Consider the following 16,502-nt stretch of genomic DNA (forward strand, 5'->3'; position numbering starts at 1 on the left):
CCCACCCGGCGGTGACCGCGCGCACGCCCAATCGGCGGCGGTGGCGGCGCGGTATTAGCCTCGGACCGGCGCGAGAGGAGATTGCCGCGATGCCCGAGCCTCAGCCGGGAGCACGGCCGGCCGACGGGAGCACCCCGGGCGCGGAGCCGGACCGGGATCCGGTGGCCGCCGACGAGCCGACCTCCCCACCCGTACCGCCGGACCAGCCGGAACCCACGGCGCAGCCGGAACCCACGGCGCAGTCCACGGCTCCGGACCAGCCGGCGCCCGCCACCGCGCAGGCCCCCGCGCCCAGGTGGAGCGGCTCGGCCCCGGTGCCGCCTCCGCTGCCGCGCCGACCCGCCTGGGGCGAGTCGGCCGAGCCGACCCCGCCACCGCCCGTGCCCGTCGGCCCGCCGGAGCACCAGACCCCGGTCGACCCGTGGGCCGGCGTGGACACCGGCGGCTGGGACCTGCCATCCGCCGAGCTGCCCCCGCTGCCCTCGGCAATGCACTACCCGGCACCGCCGGCGACCCGGCAGTGGTCTGCCCCGCCCGCTCCCCCGGTCGGGCCGCACCCGGTCTCTGCGCCGGCTGCCCCGAGACCACCACAGGCCGCCGGGCCCGCAATGCCAGCCCGGTCGATGTCGCCGCCCGCGCCGCCGCCGACAGCACCGCCGACAAAGGTGCCGAAGCAGCGCCGGGGCCGGCGATCCGCCCCGCCACCACCAGCGCCACCATCGACGCCGCCGCCGGGCTGGCAGGCCCCCAGGGGGTACGTGCCGGTGCCGGTCCACCGACGGCGCCGCTGGCCGTGGCTGCTGCTGCTCACCCTGGCGTGCTGCTGCGGCTGCCCCGCCTACTACGGGTTCCCGATCTCGGCCCAGTACCCGGTCCAGGTGGCACTGCCCGCCCAGGTGAAAGACCTGAGCCTGCGTCAGGACAAACGCAGCGAGGACATCGCCCGGCAGTTGGAGGGCGAGGTACGCCAGGAGCACTGGCTGGCCGAGGACACCTTCGCCGGCGTCTACTCCACCCCCGTGGGCAAGCAGGTGACAGTCTTCGGTGGCACCGGATTCCGGCTGAGCCCGGAGTCGGACGCGGAGGCCGAGATCACCCGGCTCACCGAGCGCTACGCGCTGGGAGCCCCCGAGAGTGTGGACACCGGTGTGCGGGGCAGACACGAGCGGTGCGCGGTGGGTCGAGTCGACGGCAGCGACGTGGTGGTCTGCACCTCGGTCGACCACGGCAGCATCGCGACCGGCGTGTTCACCCGGCTCTCCGTCGCCGACAGCGCCACCCTGCTGAACACCCTGCGCAGCGAGATCGTCCATCCCAAGGACTGACCCCACCCCCGCCTCTGGCGGGGTGGGTCAGGGTGGGTCAGGTTTCGCGGGTTGGGTCTGGGTGGGCGCGCGGCGGGGCGTAGCGGGGTACGTACTCCTGGCCGGTGAGCTTCTGGATCTCGCTCATCAGCTCGTCGGTCATCTGCCGCAGCGAGGTGCGGTCGTCCGGCCGGCCGGTGAAGTTCAGCGGCTTGCCGAACCGAACGGTGATCTTGGCAGTGCCGGGGCGGGGCACCCGGGCACCGATCGGCTGCGCCTTGTCCGTGCCGATCATGCCGACCGGGATGATCGGCACACCGGCGGAGATCGCCAACCGGGCCGCCCCGGTCCGCCCCCGGTAGAGCTTGCCGTCCGGCGAGCGCGTGCCCTCCGGGTAGACCACCACCAGGTCGCCGCCCTTCAACGCCGGGATCGCCGCGTCGAACGCGGACAGCGCGGCCCGGCCGCCGGCCCGCTCGACCGGGATGGCGCCGAGACCGGTGAGGACGAACTTGGAGATCGCGCCCTTCACACCGGCGCCCTTGAAATACTCCGACTTCGCCCAGAACGCCAGATGCCGGGGCACGACCGTGCCGAGGAACAGCTCGTCGGCCACCGAGAGGTGGTTGCCGGCGAAGACCGCGCCGCCGATCTCCGGCACGTGTTCCAGCCCCTCCACGGTCGGGCGGAACGCCAACCGCAGCGTGGGCGCCACGGTGAGCTTGCCGATGGTGTAGAGCAGGGGCACTGGTCCTCCGGCAGATCAGATGCGAACAGGCGGTGTCACGGTAGCGGACGCCTCCACACCCCTCCGACGGAGGTGGCGAGGCGTCCGCACCCTGACGTTGATCCCTACACGCGGCGGACGACCACCGTTACCCGGTCGCCCTCGCCGACCTCGCCGGCGAAGCCGTCGAGGCCCTCGGCGAAGTCCACCGAGTCGGCCAGCACCTCCCCTGAGACGAAGTCGACGTACCCGGCCACTGCGGCACGCACCTCGTCGGAGGCCGACACCGACACCACGATCCGGTCCGAGATGTCCAGACCGGCGTCCCGGCGGGCCTGCTGCACCACCCGCACCACATCGCGGGCCAGCCCTTCGGCGGCCAACTCCGGGGTGACGTCGGTGTCCAGCACCACCACGCCCTCACCGCCGGGCAGTGGCGCGGAGTGCTCGGCGTCGGCGGCGACCAGGCGCAGCTCGTACTCGCCCTCGGCCAGGGTGACGCCAGCGGCCACCGGGGCGCCGTCGACCAGCTCCCACTCGCCCGCCTTGACCGCCTTGATCACCTGCTGGACCTGCTTGCCGACCCGCGGGCCAAGCGCCCGGGGCACCACGGTCAGGACCTGCTCGCAGTACGCGGACAGGTCGGCGCTGAACTCCACCGCCTTCACATTGACCTCGTCGGTGACCAGGTCGGCGAACGGCCGCAGCCGCTCCGCCGCCGGTGCGGCCACAGTCAGCTTGGACAGCGGCAGCCGTACCCGCAGTCCCTTGGCCTTGCGCAGCGACAGGGCCGCCGAGGCGACCGCCCGGGTGGCATCCATCGCGGCGACCAGGTCGTGGTCGGCCGGGAACTCGCTCGCCTCCGGCCAGTCGGTCAGGTGCACCGAACGCTCCCCGGTCAGCCCGCGCCAGATCTCCTCCGCGGTCAGCGGCGCGAGCGGCGCCACCACCCGGCAGAGCGTCTCCAGCACCGTCCAGAGCGTGTCGAACGCGTTCGCGTCACCGGACCAGAACCGGTCCCGGGACCGACGCACATACCAGTTGGTCAGCGCGTCCAGGTAGGACCGGACGGTGGTGCAGGCGCCGGAGATGTCGTACGCGTCCATCTGCGCGCCGACCGTCGACACCAGCTCGTTCGTCTTCGCCAGCACGTACCGGTCGAGCAGATGGGTGGAGTCGGTGCGTCGCCGCGCCTGGTGCCCGTCCGCGTTGGCGTAGAGCGTGAAGAAGTACCAGACGTTCCACAGCGGCAGCAGCACCTGCCGGACGGTGTCGCGGATGCCCGCCTCGGTCACCGCCATGTCGCCACCGCGCAGCACCGGCGAGGACATCAGCATCCAGCGCATCGCGTCCGAGCCGTACGCGTCGAAGACGTGGTAAACGTCCGGGTAGTTGCGCAGGCTCTTGGACATCTTGCGCCCGTCCGAGCCGAGCAGGATGCCGTGGCTGAGGCAGTTGCGGAACGCCGGCCGGTCGAACAGCGCGGTGGCCAGCACGTGCATGGTGTAGAACCAGCCGCGGGTCTGCCCGATGTACTCGACGATGAAGTCACCCGGGTAGTGGTGCTCGAACCAGTCCGTGTTCTCGAACGGGTAGTGCACCTGGGCGAACGGCATCGAACCGGACTCGAACCAGCAGTCCAGCACCTCCGGCACCCGGCGCATCATCGACCTGCCGGTCGGGTCGTCCGGGTTGGGGCGGACCAGGTCGTCCACCGCAGGCCGGTGCAGGTCGGTCAGGCGTACGCCGAAGTCCCGCTCGATCTCGGCCAGGGAGCCGTAGACGTCCAACCTCGGGTAGGTCGGGTCGTCGGACTTCCAGACCGGGATCGGCGAGCCCCAGAACCGGTTCCGGCTGATCGACCAGTCCCGCGCGTTGGCCAGCCACTTGCCGAACGAGCCGTCCTTGATGTGCGCCGGAGTCCAGTTGATCTCCTGGTTCAGCTCGACCATCCGGTCCCGGAACTGCGTCACCGCGACGAACCACGACGACACCGCCTTGTAGACCAGCGGGGTCTCGCAGCGCCAGCAGTGCGGGTACGAGTGGGTGTAGGTGTCCTGCTTGAGCACCACCCCCCGCTCCTTCAGCTCCCGGATCACCGGCTTGTTGACGTCGAAGACCTGCTCACCCTGGTACGGCGGGACCAGCGCGGTGAACCGGGTGTGGTCGTCGACCGTGACGATGGTCGGGATGCCGGCGGCGTTGCAGACGTTCTGGTCGTCCTCACCGAACGCCGGGGCCAGGTGCACGATCCCGGTGCCGTCCTCGGTGGTGACGAAGTCCGCGCCGAGCACCTGGTAGGCGTTCTCCCCGGCCTGCTCGACGAGGAAGTCGTACAGCGGGGTGTAGCGGCGCCCGACCAGGTCACGGCCGTACACCGTGCCGAGGAGCTCGAACCCGTCCAGTTCCTTGGCGTACGCGGCCAGCCGCGCCGCACCGACGACGTACCGTTCCCCACTGCCCTCGCTGTCGGGGGAACCCCGGTGCTCCAGCACCGCGTACTCGATGTCCGGGCCGACGGCGAGCGCCAGGTTCGACGGCAGGGTCCACGGCGTGGTGGTCCAGACGCCCAGCTTGACCGGCCCGCGCACCAACTCCGGGGCGGACTCGTCGGCGGTCAGCCCGAACCACACCGACAGCGTCGGGTCGTGCCGGTCCCGGTAGACGTCGTCCATCCGGGTCTCGGTGTTCGACAGCGGCGTCTCGCACCGCCAGCAGTACGCGAGCACCCGGAAACCCTCGTAGATCAGACCCTTGTCGTGCAGGGTCTTGAAGGCCCACATGACGCTTTCCATGTAGTCCAGGTCGAGGGTCTTGTAGTCGTTGGCGAAGTCGACCCAGCGGGCCTGCCGGTTGATGTAGCGCTCCCAGTCGTGGGTGAACTCCAGCACCGACGCGCGGCAGGCCTCGTTGAACCGGGCCACGCCCAGGTCGATGATCTCCGCCTTGCTGGTGATGCCGAGTTGCTTCTCGGCCACCACCTCGGCGGGCAGGCCGTGGCAGTCCCAGCCGAAGCGCCGCTCGACGTGCCGGCCGCGCATGGTCTGGTAGCGCGGCACCACGTCCTTGACGTAGCCGGTGAAGAGGTGGCCGTAGTGCGGCAGGCCGTTGGCGAACGGCGGGCCGTCGTAGAAGACGTACTCGTTCTTGCCGTCGTCGCCGGCGGGACGAGCCTCGATCGAGGCCTCGAAGGTCTTGTCGGCCGTCCAGTGCTCCAGCACGCGGCGCTCGACTGCGGGCAGGTCCGGGCTCGCCGGGACACCGGCGGCGGTCGGGTCGTGCAACGGATAGGCCATCGGGGGTCGCTCTCCTCGCAGCTCACTCGGCAGTGGGTCTGCGAGGACGAACCTTCCGGGGGTACGCCTGAGACGGCGCTCCCGGGGTCCGCGGTACCACCCCGCTTGGCGGTCAGGATCGACCGCCCGCTCATTGCCGGCTGTGACGGGCCGCACCCGTCCGGTTCTACTGGGCCGGTTACCCGGCTGTTCTTCCGGAGGCTCACCGGTGATGGCCGGGTCATCGCCGTACGGTGCTCAACGATACAAGACCACTCCCCCACCCCGCCCCCGAGTAATCCCCCCCAGCTCGACCCGGTTGATCATGAAGTTATTGCCCGCCGCAGCGGCGTGTCGTGACAACAACTTCATGATCAACGCAGGAACCGGGGTCAGGGGGCCGGGAGGGTGGTGGACCAGAGGGAGGCGCCGTCACGGTCGCGGAGGTGCACCGTGAGGGCCTCCGACCTGCCGTCGATGGAGACCTCGCCGAAGTGCTGGAAGCCCTCCGCCGGCGAGGTGTTGGCGTGCGGCGGGGCGTGCACGAAGGCCGCCTGCGGACCGAACGTGCCGTCCAGCGTGTTCGGGCCGAACGCACCGGCGTGCGCCGGGCCGGAGACGAACTCCCAGAACGGAGTGAAGTCGCCGACCGCCGCGCGGGACGGGTCGTAGTGGTGTGCGGCGCTGTAGTGCACGTCGGCGGTGAGGAAGACCATGCCGGTCACCCCGGCGCGGTGGGTGGCCCGCAGCACCTCGGCGAACTCCAGCTCACGCCCGGCCGGTGCGCCCGGGTCGCCCTGCGCGACACCCTCCTGCGCGCCCGGACCGTCCGGCACCACCACCCCGATCGGCAGGTCGTTGGCGATCACCTTCCAGGTCGCCGTGGACCGCTTCAGCTCCCGGATCAACCACTCCCGCTGGTCGCGGCCGAGCAGGCCGCGCTTCGGGTCGGCGTACGTGTTGCCGTCGTTCGGGTCCTTGTGGGTCCGCATGTCGAGCACGAACACGTCCAGCAGCGGCCCGTGCGAGATCCGGCGGTACAGCGGCCCGTTGTCCGGCACCGGCAGCCACTCGCCGAACGCCTGACGGGCCCGGGCGGCGAGCACGTCCACCCGCTGCTCGGTGTAGCGCGGGTCGTCCAGGATCTCCCCTGGGTACCAGTTGTTGAGGACCTCGTGGTCGTCCCACTGGTTGATCTGCGGGACCGCCGCGTTGAACGCCCGCAGGTGCTGGTCGATCAGGTTGTACGCGTACTGCCCCCGGTACTCGGTCAGCGTCTCGGCGACCTTGCTCTTCTCCGGCGTCACCACGTTGCGCCAGATCCGCCCGTCGGGCAGGGTCACCGACTCGACCAGCGGTCCGTCGGCGTACACCGTGTCGCCGCTGCACAGGTAGAAGTCGGGCCGGGTCTCCCGCATCGCACCGAAGATCGACATCCCACCGAAGTTCGGGTCGATTCCCCAGCCCTGCCCGACGATGTCGCCGGTCCAGACAAACTTCACGTCGCTGCGCCGGTGCCGGCCCGGCGCGGTGGTCAACGTACCGGTCAGGGGCTCGCTGACCACCCCGTGCCGCTCCAGGCTCTCCACCCGGACCCGGTAGTGCAGCCGCTCGGCGTCCGGCAACCCACGCAGCCGGACCTTGCCGGTGAAGTCACCGTTCGGGGTGAGCACCGGGCCGCGCAGCCTCCGCGCGCCACGGAAGTCCGGCCGCCGGCTCACCTCGACCAGCATCCGGCCCGGCCGGTCAGCCCGGGTCCAGACCAGCGCCGAGTCCGCGGTCACGTCTCCGCTCTGCACACCGTGGGTGAGCACCGGGCGCGCGGCCGGGCACCAGGCCGGGGCGGCATTCGCGCCGGCACCGCCCAGCAGGGTGCCGCCGGCGACTCCGGCACCGACCCCCAGGCCGGCCCGCAGCAGGGTACGTCGATCAAGCTCGCTCATGTTTCCTCCGGATCATTGGCTGACCCCGTCGGTCTGCCGGCCGGAGATTGCCGCGATCGGCGATCCGGGTGACGCGGGTCGGAACGCCGGTTGTCCGGACGGGACGGGTGCGGCCGGCGCGGCTTGACCCCGGTGGCGCACTCGCGCAAACTTCGCCGGTGCGTTCGCTTCGATTCGACGAATTCCAGGCCATGCGCCGATTCCCCGCGCTGGATGGGCTGCGGGCTCTGGCTGCTGTCATGGTCATCGCCTTCCACTACGGCGGGCCGTCCTGGAAGTGGCTGACCGGCTGGATCGGCGTACACCTGTTCTTCGTGCTCTCCGGCTTCCTGATCACGACGCTGCTGCTGCGCGAGGAGCACCGCTACGGCAAGGTCTCGCTGCGCGCGTTCTATCTGCGGCGGTTCTTCCGGATCATGCCGGTCTACCTGGTGGTGCTGTTCCTGTACTGGGGGCTGGCCCGGATCAACGGCACCGCCGAGTCGGTCGAGCGGGGGATGAAGTATTACCTGCTCTTCCTCAATGAGCTCCTGTCGCCGAACGCACCGTTCCTGCACTCCTGGACGATCGGCATCGAGCAGAAGTTCTATTTGTTCTGGCCGGCCATCGCCTTCGTGGCGGTCGCCGCCGTCTTCCGCCGCCGCCTGGTGGTGACGCTCTGCCTGCTCGTGCTCTTCATCGCGCTGATCCCGCCGGACATCGCCTGGCTGAGCTGGCCGATCCACTACGTGGCGATCCTGCTCGGCTGCCTGACCGCGATCATCATGCACAACCCCCGAGCCTTCGCCCTGGTCCGGCCGCTGACCCACCCGGTGACCGCCACCGTCGTCATCCTGGCGTTCGTCGTGGTGCAGGTGTGCGTGCAGTTCTGGCCCACCCGCCTCGGCCAGGAGGCGTTGATCGGCAGCTACGCCGCCGCGACAGCGGTGCTGCTGCCGGCCCTGCTCTCCCGCAGCGTGCTCGCCCGCGGGCTGGGGTTGCGGCCACTGGTCTTCGTCGGCGAACGCTCGTACTCGTTGTATCTGATCCAGGCGATCGCGGCGCGGGCGGCGGCCGGGATGATGCCCGCGATCGCGCACCGCAGCACCGCCTTCTTCATGGCGACGACGGTGGTGGCGCTGCTCTTCGCCGACCTGATGTACCGGTGGATCGAAGTGCCCCTGATCGAGGTGGGTCGCCGGCTGGCCGCACGGGTGACCCGCCGCGGCCCGCACGACGGCGGCGACAACGCCGGTGCGGGCGGTACGACAGGTGACGCCACCAAGGTCGGTGAGGCCGAGTTGATCCCCCGCCCGCGCGAGGTGCTGGCGGACACCGTCCCGGCGGGCCGTGCCTGACCTCTTCCCCGACCTGATCCGGGCGGCATGACCAGGGTCACAACGGCCCACTGTCACGGCACACCCCGGCCCACCCGTCGTGTCGGTGTCGAACCGATCAGGGAGGTAGTCGTGCCACGGATGAACCCGGCCGAGCTGGTACCCCAGGCGTACAAGGCTGTCATGGGGTTGGAGAAGTACGTCCAGTCGAACGTCGACCGCACCGTTCTGGAGCTGGTCAAGCTACGGGCATCGATGATCAACGGGTGCGCGTTCTGCGTGGACATGCACAGCCGGGACGCGCTCGCCAACGGTGGGTCGAGCCGGCGGTTGTTCGCGGTGGCCACCTGGCGGGAGTCGACGTTCTTCGACGAGCGGGAGCGGGCCGCACTGGACCTCACCGACGCCGTCACGCGGCTCGGCGAGCACGGTGTGCCGGACGAGGTGTGGGACACCGCCGCGAAGGTCTGGTCGGAGAAGGAACTGGCCGACCTCGTCATCGCGATTGCCACAATCAACGTGTGGAATCGGATCGCGGTCACGATGCGGTCGGAGCCTCCGGCTCAGGTGTGACCACCGAGGCAGCAGAGGCGGCCGGTGCGCTCCAGGCGCACCGGCCCATGCTGCTTGGACTCGCCTACCGCCTGCTCGGCAGCCGGCACGACGCGGAGGACGTACTCCAGGAGGCGTACCTGCGGTGGCTCGGCGTCGACCGGTCGACGGTGGACGAGCCGCGCCGGTACCTGTCGCGCGTGGTCACCCGGCTTGCCCTGGACCGGTTGCGGTCCCGGCAGGCGACACGGGAGACGTACGTCGGCACGTGGCTGCCCGAGCCGGTGCCGACCGCACCCTCGCCGTTCGGGCCCCTGGACCGCGCGGAGCTGCGCGACTCGCTCTCCACCGCCTTGTTGCACGTGCTGGAGCGGCTCACCCCGCCGGAGCGGGCGGTGTACGTCCTGCACACCGCCTTCGACCTGCCGTACGCCGAGATCGCCGAGATCCTGGACCGGACCCCGGAGGACTGCCGCCAGCTTCACCACCGCGCGACCGCCCGGGTACGCCAGGAGCAGCGCCGCTTCACCGCCAGCCGTGCCGAACGGGAACGGCTGCTCGACGCGTTCCTCGCCGCCGCCCGCGAGGGCGACCTGGCGACGCTCACCGGCCTGGTCGCTGCCGACGCCACCGCGTGGAACGACGGTGGCGGTCGGGTACGGGCCGCACGTAACCCCGTCTTCGGCGCGGACCGGGTTGCCCGGTTCTTCGCTGGGATCTACGGCCCGAACCGCCAGTGGACGATGCGCCGGGTGGAGCTGAACGGGGAAGCGGCCGCCGTGATGACCGATGGGGACGGCAACCGGTACGCCCTGGCCGTCAGCGCGGCCGAAGGCCGGATCACCGGCGTCTACGTGGTCGGCAACCCGGAGAAGCTCTCGCAGGTCGACTGACCCGGTGCGGTGCGCGTCAGCCCAGCTCGGGGAACCAGAGCGCGATCTCGCGCTTGGCGCTGTCCGTCGAGTCGGAGGCGTGCACCAGGTTCTCCCGGTTGGACAAGGACAGGTCGCCCCGAATGGTGCCAGCGGCGGCCTTGCGCCCGTCGGTGGCGCCGACCAGCCCGCGGACCACGTCGATGACCTGGTCGCCGGAGAGCACCAGGGCGACCAGCGGGCCGCCGGTCATGAAGTCCTTCAGCGGCGGGTAGAACGCCTTGTCGACGTGCTCGGCGTAGTGCTCGTCGGCGAGCGCGGCGTCCATCGTCCGGTGCGCCATCGCGTCGATCCGCAGCCCCTTGCGCTCGAAGCGGGAGAGGACCTCGCCGACCAGGCCGCGGCGAACCGCGTCGGGCTTGATCAGAACGAGGCTGCGCTCATCCGGGCTGTTGCTGGACACGCTGGGTTCCTCCTGTACGCGCTGAACGCTTGGGGTCGGTACGGTCAGCCTAGCGACCCGGTCCCGGCGCCGGCGCGGCGGCCGGTCTTTCCTCCGGTGGCCGATCCGGCCTAGCCTGGCCCTGACCCCCGGGAGGTCCACTGTGGCGAATGGCGGGAACCGACCCATCGCGCCGGTACGCAAGCTGATCGGCACGGTGCTGGGCACCGTGGCCACGTTCGTCGTCCTCTTCGGGCTGGGCATGACCAGTTGGGCCATCGTGGCCCTCGGGGTCGCCCTGCTGGTGCTGGCGATCGCGCTGGCGACCGTACGGGGCGGCGGGCGCACCTGGGTGATCGGCGTCGGGCACGTGCACAGCGCGTCCGAACCACCCACCCAGTACGCGTTCGGCCGCTGCGAGCTGCAACTGGTGATCGACGCGCCCGGTCTGCCGCCGCGATCCAAGAAAATCATCGAGCCGCGGGTGCCGGTTTCCAAGTGGCCGACGCTGGGCCAGACCCTGCCGATCCGGGTCGCGTTGGATGACCAGCGACACGTCAAGGTCCTCTGGGATGAGGTGCCGACCCACGCCGAAACCGCCGCCGCCGTCGCCGACCTCCCCCCGGAGTTCGCCGACGCCGACGCGATGGACGAGGTGCTGATCCAGCAGGATGCCCCGCCGTGGGCCGACCGTGGGCCGGACGACGACTTCCGGGACGACTTCCGGGACCCGCTCGGTGACCCGTTCCGTGACCCGCCCGGCCCGGACCCCGCCCGCACCGACCCCCTGCGCGACGACCCCCTGCGCGACGACCCGGGCGTCGTGCCCGAGGAGCGCGAGCCGGTGGTGATGCACCAGAGCCCGGGCGGCCCGGTGGTCTTGGAGGGCGTCCTCGTCGAGCAGGCCAGTGGTGGGCTGCCCCGGCGGGCCACCCCGGCACCGCGCCCACCCGCCGAGGAGCGCTTCGACGAGCCCGCCGCCGACCGGCTCGACCCGCCGGAAGACAACCAGGTGGCCCCCGCGCCCGCCGCAGAGCGCGTCGACGAGCCCGCGGCGCAGCGTTTCGACCCGCCGCCCGCGCAGCGGTCCGGTCCGGGCCCGACCGACCCGCTGGACCCACTCGACCTTCCGCTGGACGGTCCCTCCCCCGTCGGGGCGGCGCGCGAGACCATCACCGACGAGGAACTGGACAAGGCGATCTTCGGCTTCGACGCGGGCACGGCCGCGGAACCGGCCGCACCGATCAGCGGGGTGGGCCTCACCCTGCTGGTGACCGACCTGTCCCGGTCGCTCGGCTTCTACCGGGACGTGCTCGGCTTCAGCGAGGTCGACCAGGGTGCCGGGAATGCCATCCTCGCCTCCGGCACGACCCGGCTCGTCCTGCGCGAGGTGACCGGGGCGGCGCCGATCAGCCGCCGGCTGGTGCACGTCAACCTTGAGGTGAACGACATCGAAGCGGCGTACGAGCGGTTGCGTGAGTCGGGCGTCCGCTTCACGTACGCCCCCAGGGTGGTCAACCGGGGCAGCAAGCTGGAGGTGTGGGCGGCGGCTTTCCGAGACCCGGACGGCCACGGCATCGCACTCACCCAGTGGCGCGAACGCGCCGACGCCTGACCCCGCCCGGGTCGGGCGTCAGCCGAGGATGACCCGGCGAACGTGCAGCGCGTACGCCCAGACCAGGGCGAAGATGATGCCCAGCCCGAGCAACGACCAGTGCAGCAGGCCGCCCAGCATGAGCAGCCCTTGGAGCACGGTGCCGGCGTGCCATGCCCAGGGCCGGCGCATCATGCCGGCGAGCACGACGGCGGCCACCGCCAGTGCCACCACGGCACCGATCGCGGCGCCGCTCAGATCACCGCCGACCACCCGGATCGGCTGGATCGCCAGCAGCAGCACCAGCGCCTCCAAGCTGAGCGTGCCAGCACCCAGGCCGCGTACCGCCCGCTCCGGGTTGCGCAACCCGGAGCGTCGCGGCTGGTCGGTCGCGAGCTCTTCCCCGGCGGGCTGATCGGCCGGCGGGCCGGCCGGGCCCTCGGTGGTGCGGGGGTCCCGCTCCGGGCCGGTCATCGCTTCAGCAGCCGACGGGCATCGGCAACCGTCACCACCGAACCCGTGACCAGCACCCCGACCCCGCTGAGCTCACCAGGGACGTCCTCCTCGGCCAGCGCCACCGCCAGCTCGATGGCGTCCGGCATGTCCTCGGCCACCTCCACCCGGTCCTCGCCGAAGACCTCAACGGCCAGCGCCTCGAGTTCCGTCGCCGGCAACGCCCGGGGCGAGGAGTTGGTGGTCAGCACCAGCTGGTCGACGACCGGCTCCAGCAGCTCCAGCAGGCTTGTCGCGTCCTTGTCGGCGAGCACCCCCAGCACCGCCACCAGCTTGCTGAACGCGAACTCCTCCTGGAGCGCTTTGACGGTTGCGGCCATGCCGTGCGGGTTGTGCGCGCCGTCCAGCAGGATGGTCGGGGCGTTGCGTACCCGCTCCAGCCGACCCGGGGAGCTGGTCGACGCGAAGCCCTCCCGGACCGCCTCCACGTCGAGCTGCCGTCGGGCACCGGCACCCAGGAACGCCTCCACGGCGGCGAGCGCCACCGCCGCGTTCTGCGCCTGGTGCGCGCCGTGCAGCGGGATGAACACCTCGTCGTAGACGCCGCCGAGCCCCTGCAGGCTGAGCACCTGGCCGCCGACCGCGATGGACCGGCTCAGCACACCGAACTCGGTGCCCTCGCGGGCGACCGTCGCGCCCACCTCGGCGCAGCGATCCAGGACGGGACCGGCCGCCTCCTCCTCCTGTGCCGCCGCGATCACCGTGGCGCCCGGGTGGATGATGCCGGCCTTGGCCAGCGCGATGTCCTGAAGTGTGTCGCCGAGCCACTCGGTGTGGTCCAGCCCGATCGGGGTGATCACACAGACCCCGGCCTGGATGACGTTGGTGGCGTCCTCGGCGCCGCCGAGGCCCACCTCGACCACCGCGATGTCGACCGGCGCATCGGCGAAGGTGGCGAACGCCAGCGCCGTGGTCATGTCGAAGTACGTCAGCGGCTCGTCCGACCGCGCGTCGACCAGCTCGGCCAGCGGTTTGATCTCCCGGTACACGGCCGCGAACCGCTCCTCGCTGACCGGCTCCCCGTCCAGGCTGATCCGCTCCCGGACAGTTTCCAGGTGCGGGCTGGTGTACCGGCCGGTGTGCAGCCCGAACGCCCGCAGCAGCGAATCGATCATCCGCGCGGTGGACGTCTTGCCGTTGGTGCCGGTCAGGTGGATCGACGGGTACGCCCGCTGTGGGCTGCCGAGCAGGTCGAGCAGCGACTCGATCCGGTCCAGCTCGAAGACCATGCGGGTGAAACCCCGAGCAGACAGCTCAGCTTCGACGGCGGCGAAATCGGTACGGTCGGTCACGAGGAAAGCGTCTCCAGAGCAGCGTCGATCCGGACCAGGTCGGCCTCGGCGGCGGCGAGCCGGTCGCGGATCTTCGCGACCACCGGCTCGGGGGCCTTGCCGATGAAGGCTGGGTTGTCGAGCTTCGCCCGAGCCTGCGCGACCTCCTTCTCGGCCGCCGCGCGGTCCTTCGTCAGCCGGGCCCGCTCGGCGGCCACGTCGATCGACCCCCGGGTGTCCAACGCGACACCGACCGCGCCGGGCATGGCCAGCGTGGCGCTGGCCTGGAAGTCGTCACCGGCCGGGTCCAGCCGGACCAGCGAGCGGATCAGCGGCTCGTGGGGGGCGATGCCGGCCCCGGTCAGCCCGTCCAGCCGGGCGGCCACCCGCTGCGTCGGGCGCAGCCCCTGGTCGGAGCGGAACCGGCGGATCTCGGTGACCACCCGCTGCACGCTGGCCAGCTCCGCCTCGGCGGCGTCGTCGACCAGCGAACGGTCGGCCACCGGCCAGGCAGCGGTCTGCACCGTCTCGCCGCTGGTCAGCGCGAGCCACAACTCCTCGGTGACGAACGGGATGACCGGGTGCAGCAGCCGCAGCAGCTGGTCCAGCACGTGCCCGAGCACCCGGCGGCTGGTCTCCGCCCGCACGCCGCCCTCGGCGAGCACCGGCTTGCTCAGCTCGACGTACCAGTCGCAGACGTCGTCCCAGGCGAAGTGGTAGAGCAGGTCGCACACCTTGGCGAACTCGTACGCCTCGAACTGCTCGTCGACCTCGGCGGTGACGTGCGCCAGCCGGGACAGGATCCACCGGTCGACGGTGGAGAGCTGCTCGGCAGGGGGCAGGTCGCCGGTGGTGTGCGCACCGTTCATCAGGGCGAACCGGGTGGCGTTCCAGAGCTTGTTGCAGAAGTTGCGCGAGCCCTGGCACCACTCCTCGCTGACCGGAACGTCCTGGCCGGGGTTCGCGCCTCGCGCCAGGGTGAACCGGGTTGCGTCGGCGCCGAACCGGTCGATCCAGTCCAGCGGGTCGACCACGTTCCCGAACGACTTCGACATCTTCTTGCCGTGCTCGTCGCGGACCATGCCGTGCAGGGCCACCACGTCGAACGGCTGCTTGCCGTCCATCGCATACAGGCCGAACATCATCATCCGGGCGACCCAGAAGAAGAGGATGTCGTAGCCGGTGACCAGGACGCTGGTCGGGTAGAACTTGGCCAGGTCCGGGGTCTGCTCCGGCCAGCCGAGCGTGGAGAACGGCCAGAGCGCGCTGGAGAACCAGGTGTCCAGCACGTCCTCGTCCTGCCGCCAACCGTCGCCGGTCGGCGGCTGCTCGTCCGGGCCGACGCAGACGATCTCGCCCGCCGGGCCGTACCAGACCGGGATCCGGTGCCCCCACCAGAGCTGGCGGGAGATACACCAGTCGTGCATGTTGTCGACCCAGGCGAAGTAGCGCTTGGACAGCTCGGCCGGCTCGATGCTGACCCGACCGTCACGCACCGCGTCACCGGCGGCCTGGGCCAGCGGGGCGGTGTTGACGAACCACTGCAGCGACAGCCGCGGCTCCACAGTCGTCTTGCAGCGCGAGCAGTGCCCGACCGCGTGCACGTACGGGCGCTTCTCCGCCACGATCCGGCCCTGCTCGCGCAGCGCCGCCACGATCGCGGGCCGCGCCTCGAACCGGTCCAGTCCCTCGAACGGGCCGGGCACGGTGATCACGCCCCGCTCGTCCATCACGGTCAGCGCGGGCAGGTCGTGGCGCTGGCCGATCTCGAAGTCGTTGGGGTCGTGCGCCGGGGTCACCTTGACCATGCCGGTGCCGAACGACGGGTCGACATGCGCGTCGGCGATGATCGGGATGCGCCGGCCGGTGAGCGGCAGCTCGACCTCGGTGCCGATCAGGTGCTGGTACCGCTCGTCGTCGGGGTGCACCGCCACGGCGGTGTCGCCCAGCATCGTCTCGGCCCGGGTGGTAGCCACCACGACCTCGTCGCTGTAGCGGATGGAGACCAGCTCACCGTCGTCGTCGGTGTGTTCGACCTCGATGTCCGAGAGCGCGGTGAGGCAGCGCGGGCACCAGTTGATGATCCGGTTGGCCCGGTAGATGAGGCCCTCGTCGAAGAGCTTCTTGAAGATCGTCTGGACGGCGCGGGTCAGCCCCTCGTCCATGGTGAAGCGCTCCCGGTCCCAGTCGACGGAGTCACCGAGGCGCCGCATCTGCCCCAGGATCGCCCCACCGGACTCGACCTTCCACTGCCAGACCCGCTCGACGAACTTTTCCCGGCCGAGATCGTGCCGGGAGAGACCCTCGGCGGCGAGCTGACGCTCCACCAGGTTCTGGGTGGCGATGCCAGCGTGGTCCATGCCGGGCAGCCACAGCGCCTCGAAGCCCTGCATCCGCTTACGCCGGGTCAACGCGTCCATCAGCGTGTGCTCGAACGCGTGGCCCATGTGCAGCGAGCCGGTGACGTTCGGCGGCGGGATGACGATGGCGAATGGCGGCTTGTCGCTGTCGGCGGAGGCCCGGAAGTGCCCGGCGGCTACCCACTGCTCGTACCGTCGCTGCTCTACCTCGCCGGGCTGGTACTGGCCGGCAAGGGTCGGGGCGTCGGGGCGTCGGGCATCCAGTCTCTCGGTCACCTGACAAGTCTACGGAGGGCTTCGGCGGACCTGACGTGCGCCACCTGTGGTTCGCGT

At 71.2% G+C, this 16,502-nt stretch carries 12 protein-coding genes; 5 read left to right on the plus strand and 7 right to left on the minus strand.

Annotated features, from left to right (window positions below):
* Window positions 1-89 precede the first annotated feature (89 nt).
* Window positions 90-1,325, plus strand: a complete 1,236-nt coding sequence (locus OG811_RS04145) for a hypothetical protein (protein ID WP_406072259.1) — start codon at window positions 90-92, stop codon at window positions 1,323-1,325.
* Between the two features lie 37 nt (window positions 1,326-1,362).
* Here OG811_RS04145 and OG811_RS04150 read toward each other — a convergent pair whose 3' ends face one another.
* The 3 genes from OG811_RS04150 to OG811_RS04160 all read right to left on the minus strand — a co-directional run bounded on the left by OG811_RS04150 (window position 1,363) and on the right by OG811_RS04160 (window position 7,249).
* Window positions 1,363-2,052, minus strand: coding sequence for a lysophospholipid acyltransferase family protein (locus OG811_RS04150; RefSeq protein ID WP_406072261.1), 690 nt, complete (start codon window positions 2,050-2,052; stop codon window positions 1,363-1,365).
* A 104-nt stretch (window positions 2,053-2,156) separates the two neighbouring features.
* A complete protein-coding gene (gene ileS / locus OG811_RS04155; RefSeq protein WP_406072263.1) occupies window positions 2,157-5,327 on the minus strand; it encodes an isoleucine--tRNA ligase in 3,171 nt (1,056 codons plus the stop codon).
* 371 nt (window positions 5,328-5,698) lie between these two features.
* Window positions 5,699-7,249 (minus strand): alkaline phosphatase D family protein, encoded by a 1,551-nt coding sequence (locus OG811_RS04160; RefSeq protein WP_406072265.1) that lies wholly within the window; start codon window positions 7,247-7,249, stop codon window positions 5,699-5,701.
* A gap of 158 nt (window positions 7,250-7,407) precedes the next feature.
* Between OG811_RS04160 and OG811_RS04165 the strand changes: the two genes are divergently transcribed.
* From OG811_RS04165 to sigJ, 3 genes are all read left to right on the plus strand, one after another.
* A complete protein-coding gene (locus OG811_RS04165) occupies window positions 7,408-8,586 on the plus strand; it encodes an acyltransferase family protein (protein ID WP_406072266.1) in 1,179 nt (392 codons plus the stop codon).
* A 120-nt stretch (window positions 8,587-8,706) separates the two neighbouring features.
* Entirely contained in the window at window positions 8,707-9,138 is a 432-nt protein-coding gene (locus OG811_RS04170) for a carboxymuconolactone decarboxylase family protein (RefSeq protein WP_406075504.1), read from the plus strand.
* Entirely contained in the window at window positions 9,135-10,010 is an 876-nt protein-coding gene (gene sigJ / locus OG811_RS04175) for an RNA polymerase sigma factor SigJ (protein ID WP_406072268.1), read from the plus strand. The genes OG811_RS04170 and sigJ overlap by 4 nt, the downstream gene beginning before the upstream one ends.
* Window positions 10,011-10,026: 16 nt before the next feature.
* On the opposite strand, the gene ndk is transcribed toward sigJ, so the two are convergent.
* Window positions 10,027-10,452 carry a nucleoside-diphosphate kinase gene (gene ndk / locus OG811_RS04180; protein ID WP_088949743.1) on the minus strand — a complete coding sequence of 142 codons (426 nt, stop codon included), beginning with the start codon at window positions 10,450-10,452 and terminating at the stop codon, window positions 10,027-10,029.
* 142 nt (window positions 10,453-10,594) lie between these two features.
* On the opposite strand from ndk, the gene OG811_RS04185 reads away from it, so the two are divergent.
* A complete protein-coding gene (locus OG811_RS04185) occupies window positions 10,595-12,046 on the plus strand; it encodes a VOC family protein (protein WP_406072270.1) in 1,452 nt (483 codons plus the stop codon).
* An 18-nt stretch (window positions 12,047-12,064) separates the two neighbouring features.
* On the opposite strand, the gene OG811_RS04190 is transcribed toward OG811_RS04185, so the two are convergent.
* From OG811_RS04190 to OG811_RS04200, 3 genes are read right to left on the minus strand one after another with little or no spacing between them, the layout of a single operon-like run.
* A complete protein-coding gene (locus OG811_RS04190) occupies window positions 12,065-12,499 on the minus strand; it encodes a DUF4233 domain-containing protein (protein WP_406072272.1) in 435 nt (144 codons plus the stop codon).
* On the minus strand, window positions 12,496-13,830 hold the full coding sequence (locus OG811_RS04195; protein WP_406072274.1) for a bifunctional folylpolyglutamate synthase/dihydrofolate synthase: 1,335 nt from the start codon (window positions 13,828-13,830) through the stop codon (window positions 12,496-12,498). Before OG811_RS04195 ends, OG811_RS04190 begins: the two co-directional genes overlap by 4 nt.
* Window positions 13,827-16,445 carry a valine--tRNA ligase gene (locus OG811_RS04200; protein WP_406072276.1) on the minus strand — a complete coding sequence of 873 codons (2,619 nt, stop codon included), beginning with the start codon at window positions 16,443-16,445 and terminating at the stop codon, window positions 13,827-13,829. The genes OG811_RS04195 and OG811_RS04200 overlap by 4 nt, the downstream gene beginning before the upstream one ends.
* Window positions 16,446-16,502: the final 57 nt, after the last annotated feature.

The sequence above is a fragment of the Micromonospora sp. NBC_01638 genome, assembly GCF_045209745.1.
Taxonomy (GTDB): domain Bacteria; phylum Actinomycetota; class Actinomycetes; order Mycobacteriales; family Micromonosporaceae; genus Micromonospora.

What these genes read in the sequence shown, in the direction of transcription:
- OG811_RS04145 (WP_406072259.1), top strand. Translation starts at nt 90, where the DNA reads ATGCCCGAGCCTCAGCCGGGAGCACGGCCGGCCGACGGGAGCACCCCG.
- ileS (WP_406072263.1), bottom strand. Translation starts at nt 5,327, where the DNA reads ATGGCCTATCCGTTGCACGACCCGACCGCCGCCGGTGTCCCGGCGAGC.
- OG811_RS04160 (WP_406072265.1), bottom strand. Translation starts at nt 7,249, where the DNA reads ATGAGCGAGCTTGATCGACGTACCCTGCTGCGGGCCGGCCTGGGGGTC.
- OG811_RS04170 (WP_406075504.1), top strand. Translation starts at nt 8,707, where the DNA reads ATGAACCCGGCCGAGCTGGTACCCCAGGCGTACAAGGCTGTCATGGGG.
- OG811_RS04190 (WP_406072272.1), bottom strand. Translation starts at nt 12,499, where the DNA reads ATGACCGGCCCGGAGCGGGACCCCCGCACCACCGAGGGCCCGGCCGGC.